5 protein-coding genes are annotated in these 4964 nt (G+C 70.2%); 1 reads left to right on the forward strand and 4 read right to left on the reverse strand.

The features are described 5' to 3' along the window. Positions 1-205: 205 nt before the first annotated feature. Positions 206-664, reverse strand: a complete 459-nt coding sequence (locus tag G4D87_RS33545; protein WP_205507818.1) for a GatB/YqeY domain-containing protein — start codon at positions 662-664, stop codon at positions 206-208. Positions 665-768: 104 nt separating this feature from the next. Next, positions 769-963 (reverse strand): 30S ribosomal protein S21, encoded by a 195-nt coding sequence (gene rpsU / locus G4D87_RS33550; RefSeq protein WP_002614080.1) that lies wholly within the window; start codon positions 961-963, stop codon positions 769-771. Between the two features lie 111 nt (positions 964-1074). Here rpsU and G4D87_RS33555 point away from each other — a divergent pair, with 111 nt between their 5' ends. Continuing rightward, positions 1075-2688, forward strand: a complete 1614-nt coding sequence (locus tag G4D87_RS33555) for a HEAT repeat domain-containing protein (protein ID WP_163786760.1) — start codon at positions 1075-1077, stop codon at positions 2686-2688. Positions 2689-2713: 25 nt separating this feature from the next. Here the strand turns inward: G4D87_RS33555 and G4D87_RS33560 are convergent, their stop codons facing one another. After that, positions 2714-3625: a GGDEF domain-containing protein gene (locus G4D87_RS33560; protein WP_044891111.1), complete on the reverse strand. Its 912-nt coding sequence runs from the start codon at positions 3623-3625 to the stop codon at positions 2714-2716. A gap of 60 nt (positions 3626-3685) precedes the next feature. Then, complete coding sequence (locus G4D87_RS33565; RefSeq protein ID WP_163786761.1) at positions 3686-4747, reverse strand: asparaginase; 1062 nt, start codon at positions 4745-4747, stop codon at positions 3686-3688. Between the last annotated feature and the right edge of the window lie 217 nt (positions 4748-4964).

The raw sequence follows: 4964 nt of genomic DNA on the forward strand, positions 1-4964 counted from the left end.
GGGTGGTTGCGACATGGTGTGGACTCCTGAGGCCCCTGCACGCGATTTTCCGCTGGGGTGAGCGGGCGCCGCGGCGGGACTGACCCAGGCACTTAATGACGGGGGGCCGAGGGAGCAAGTTTCCGCATCCCTGTCCAGCCCTTCAATGCAAAGGCGCCGCCGGTTTCCCGACAGCGCCAGCGCTGACCCCAGAACGGTGGACGGCTCAGGAGAGCTTCGCGAGCTCCGCCTTCACGGCGTCGGAGATGGCGCGGCCTTCCGCCTTGCCGTGAATCCTGGCGTTGAGGTTCTTCATCACCGTGCCCATGTCCTTGGGTCCCTTGGCGCCGGTTTCGGCGATGGCGGTGCGGACCTCGGCGGCCAGCTCGTCGGCGGTCAGCTGCTTGGGCAGGTAGTTCTGGAGGATGCTGATTTCAGCCTCTTCCTTCTCCGCCAGCTCCGGGCGGCCGCCCGTCTTGAACTGCTCCACGGAGTCGCGGCGCTGCTTGATGAGGCCGGCGATGACGGTGAGGATTCCCGCGTCATCCAGGACGGCGGCGCCGGGCTCCACTTCCTTGTACTTCACCGCGCTCTTGAGCATCCGCAGCACGCTGAGCGTCAGCTCGTTCTTGGACCGCATCGCGTCCTTCAGGTCCGCGTCGATCCGCTCCTTCAGGGTGGCCATGGTCGCAACTCCGGAGGGTGAGACGTTGTTCAGGGGGACTTCGACGGCGGGAGCCAGGGCACCTGACAGCGGTGGGGCCCCGGCTCCTCGCGCGAGGCACGCGCCTAGAACGACTTGCGGGCCTTCTTCACAGCGCGCTTCTTGGCGGCGAGGGCCTTCTTCTTCCGCTTCACGGAAGGCTTCTCGTAGTGCTCGCGCTTACGGATCTCGGAAAGGATTCCAGCCTTCTCGGTGGCCTTCTTGAAACGCTTGAGAGCGCTCTCGATGGACTCTCCTTCCTTCACTCGGATACCGGGCATGCAGTCACCTCCTTCCGCCGTACGTAGATGTGGGTGTAGATCAAAAGGGGCAGCGGGTATGACCCACTGAGCCGGAAAACGCAAGGCCGCTGGACGAAAACGCCAGGTGGGATGGACTACACTGTCCGCCTCGTGAGCCCAGCCCTCCTCCTGGTGGTACTCCTGATGACTGGCCAGCAGCAGGGGGGGACGCCAACCCGTGAATGCTGGATGTCCTGCCAGCGGCACGTAACGGACGCGGCCTTGCGCGCTCGGACCTGTGGCAGCTGCCTGCCGGGCGGTCAGGTGGACTCCTGGGTGCAGGGCCTGGCGGGGCAGCGGCCCATTCCCCGCGCGCCGCTCGTCTCCGCCATGAAGGATCCGGACTGGCGGGTACGGTGGGCGGCGGTGCGCGCGGAGGCCAAACGTCAGGGTGTCACGGAGCGCCGGGCGCTGGTGGACTGGGTCCTGGCGGAGCCGGTGTCGTCCAACCTGAATGCATGTCTGACGGCGGCTCGCGCCGCGGCGGCGGCCGGGGCTTCCTCCGCGAGGTTCCTGCGGGAGGCGGGGCCTCGGGGCGCCAACGCCGCGGCGCGCGTGTGGGGGCGCCGGGCGGCCATTCGCGAGGAGCTGGAGTTGGAGCTGTACGCGGAGGACCTGGCGGTCCGGAGCTCGGCGCTGGCCCATCTGGCCGGGTTCCTGGGCCGCAAGCCCGCGCGCGTCGTCCTGGACGCCATGGCGACGCGGCCGGAGAGCGTGGATGCGGTCAGCGCCAGCGCGCTCAAGGCGGTGGCCGGGCGCAGCCGGACGTCGGTGGGGCGGATGCTGCTGGATGAAGCGAAGCCCGCGGAAGAGGCGCGCATCAACCGGCTCTTCGCCGTGTATTCGAAGGAGCTGGAGGCGATGCAGCCGGCGCTGACCGTGGCGGACCCCCTCCAGCGTCGGCGCGCGGTGGAGTCGCTGCGGGTGTACGGGCCGCTGGCGATGCGGGAGCTGGAGCGGGCGCTCGGCGATCCGGACCGGTGGGTGCGCCGGGACGCCGCGCGGGCGCTGGCCGAGGCGGAAGGCGCCCCGCTGCGAACGGTGGCGGAGCGGCACATCGAGTCGAGTAACGCGACCCACGCGCGGCCGTGGCTGGAGGCCATGGCGCGGGAGAAGGGGTGTGCGGCCTTCTTCCTGGGGACGGCCCGGGACCAGGCGCTGGCCGCATCCGTCCGAGGGGCCGCGCTGGCACAGCTGGCGGACTGTAGCGAGGGGGCTCGGGACCGGGTGTCTTCGGTGGAGTCGTTCCTGACGGATGCGCAGCCGCTGCTTCGCGCGGGGGCCGTGCGGGCCTTGAGCGGTTTGACGACGCGGCAGCCGGGCGTGCCGGAGGCCACCTCGCGTGCGCTGAGGGATGGGGCTCCCGAGGTGGTGAGCGCCGCGCTGGAGCTGCTGACGCTTCAGCGGCAGACGTCCCGGGGCGATGACGCCGCGATGCTGCTGGCGTCGGACCATGCGGAGGTGCGCACCGCCGCCGCCGAGGCGCTGGAGCAGATTGGCCGCGCGTCCCATGTGAAGGCGCTGGCCGGGTGCCTGCGGGAGGACGCGGAGTCCGCGGTGCGGGTGGCCGCGGCCATGGCACTGGGCCGGATTGGTGGCGCGCAGGCGGCGGCGGCGCTGTCGGACGCCGCGGCGCGCGACCCGGACTCCCATGTGAAGCACGTGTCGCGCGAGGCGCTGCGGCGGCTGGGCTTCGGCCCGTAGGCGCGGGAGCGGCCGCGCCCGAAGCTCAGAGCCCGCTGACGGCCTTCGCGTCCACGCGGTTGCGGCCCGCGCGCTTGGCCCGGTACAGGTACTTGTCCGCCGCGGCGATGAGGTCCTCGGGCTGGGAGAAGTCCGAGTCCAGCAGCGTGGCCACGCCCAGGCTGATGGTCACCTTGATGGGCGTGCCACTGAAGACGAAGTCCGCCTTGTCCACGGCGTACCGGCAGCGCTCCGCGCACGCCAGGGCCTGGTCCTCGGCGGACTCGCGCAGCATCAGCGCGAACTCCTCGCCGCCGTAGCGCGCGAGCAGGTCCTCGGTGCGCACCGTGTCGCTCACCCGCTGGGCGATGCGCGTCAGCACGTAGTCACCGGCCGGGTGGCCATACGCGTCGTTGATCTTCTTGAAGTGGTCCACGTCGAAGAGGACCAGCGACAGCGGCACCCGGTGGCGCAGGCAGTAGCTGAACTCCTTGCGCACCGTCTCCAGGAAGTACTTCTTGTTGTAGACGCGGGTGAGGCCGTCACGCGTGGCGGACTCGTAGATGCTGCGCTGGTACTGCTCCTCCAGCGCGTCCTGGATGGAGAACTTGAGGACGGTGTTGGAGCCGATCTGGATCTTGTCGCCGTCGTAGAGCGGGGCGGCGTTGACCTTCAGGCCGTTGAGGTAGGTCCCGTTGGTGCTGGCCAGGTCCACCAGTTGGAACCGGCCGTCTCCCAGCGCCACCACCTTGGCGTGCTTGCGGGAGATGCCGTCATCCTCGACCTGGAACTGCGCCTCGGAGCTGCGCCCCAGGACGACCTCGGAGCGGTCCAGCTTGAACATCCGCCCGATGCCCGCCGCGGACTTGGCGCTGATGACGATCAGATAGGCGCTCTGCTGCTGGGCGCTGCCCAGCAGGTCCGAAATCGAATGGACGGAAGTTTTCTCCTCGGACATCGCAGCACCCATCTTACGGGCCGCCTTTTCGCGGCGGCAAGCATACTGCCCGACTCTCCACTACTCTCCTCGGGGCCGCCGGGTGGCCGGGGGCCTCCGGGGGGCCTCCGGGGCCACTGTCGGCCTCCCGACGGTCAATTCTCCGGCCACCGGCCCCTGGATGTAGCGCGCCAGGGCCCCGGACGCGCCGGAGTGGTAGGCCAGCCCCTGCATCAGCTTCACCAGGGCCGCCGACGGCGTCATGTCCGCGCCGCCCATCGCCCCGGCCTCCAGCGCCGCCGCCCCGGACTCATACAAGGAGAGGTCCACGCCATTCCGGTGCGCCTGGCTCACCACCACCACCGGGACGCCTCGCTCCCGCGCCTGGAGGAAGAGGGGCTTGAGCGAGCGCCCCTGCTCCGGGTCGATGGGGAAGTTGCCTGCCCCATAGGCCTCCAGGACCAGGCCCCGGACGTGCGGCAGCAACTGGAGCGGCAGCGCCGGGTCCAGCCCCGGGTACACCTTGAGGAGGAAGACCTTGGGGTCCAGCCGCTCATGGAGGCGGAAGGCGCCGCGGGGCTTGAGGCCCGGCTCGAAGTTGGCGTCCACGCCCAGGGTGCCCAGCACGGGGAAGTTGGGGCTGTCGAAGGCGTCGTACTCGGAGACCTTCACCTTGCGCGCCCGGTTGCCCCGGTACAGACGCGAGTCGAAGCAGATGGTGACCTCGCGGGGGCCGTGCAGCGCGGACAGCACCGCGTCGATGAGGTTGAGCCGCGCGTCCGAGCGAATCTTGCCCAACGGCCGCTGGGAGCCCGTCAACACCACGGGGCAGGGCGGGTTGCGCAGCATGAAGGAGAGGGCGCTCGCGGTGTAGGCGAGCGTGTCCGTGCCATGGGTCACCACGGCCCCGTCGAAGTGGGGCAGGCGCGCATGGAGGTGCGCGGCCATCCGGCTCCAGAGCTCCGGCTGCATCTCCGAGCTGTCCAGGTTGCTGAACAGCTCCAGCTCGATGTCGGCCAGTTCGAACAGCTCCGGCGCGCGGGCCTTGAGTGTCTTGAAGAAGGCCGCGGGCTTCAGGGCGGACGGGCGGCCCCCGGCCATTCCGAGCGTACCCCCGGTATGCAGCAGCAGGACTCTGGGCATGATGAACAGGCGCTTCCCTGCCAAGGCTGGCGTTGCTTTACAAGCCCCGCGCGCGTCGCTAAGACCGGCCGGGTGCTCCTTTCCTGCTGGAAGCGTGTCGTTCCCCTGCTGGCCGCCGCGGTCCTGACGGCCCCGGGGTGCAAGAATCCCGAGAGCGCGGCCCCGACCGGAGGGCAGCCGGCGTCGTCCGCCCCGGCCCCGCAGGCTCCCGTCGCTC

It is taken from the genome of Myxococcus vastator (assembly GCF_010894475.1).
GTDB lineage: Bacteria > Myxococcota > Myxococcia > Myxococcales > Myxococcaceae > Myxococcus > Myxococcus vastator.

What these genes read in the sequence shown, in the direction of transcription:
- G4D87_RS33545 (WP_205507818.1), bottom strand. Translation starts at nt 664, where the DNA reads ATGGCCACCCTGAAGGAGCGGATCGACGCGGACCTGAAGGACGCGATG.
- rpsU (WP_002614080.1), bottom strand. Translation starts at nt 963, where the DNA reads ATGCCCGGTATCCGAGTGAAGGAAGGAGAGTCCATCGAGAGCGCTCTC.
- G4D87_RS33555 (WP_163786760.1), top strand. Translation starts at nt 1,075, where the DNA reads ATGGACTACACTGTCCGCCTCGTGAGCCCAGCCCTCCTCCTGGTGGTA.
- G4D87_RS33560 (WP_044891111.1), bottom strand. Translation starts at nt 3,625, where the DNA reads ATGTCCGAGGAGAAAACTTCCGTCCATTCGATTTCGGACCTGCTGGGC.
- G4D87_RS33565 (WP_163786761.1), bottom strand. Translation starts at nt 4,747, where the DNA reads ATGCCCAGAGTCCTGCTGCTGCATACCGGGGGTACGCTCGGAATGGCC.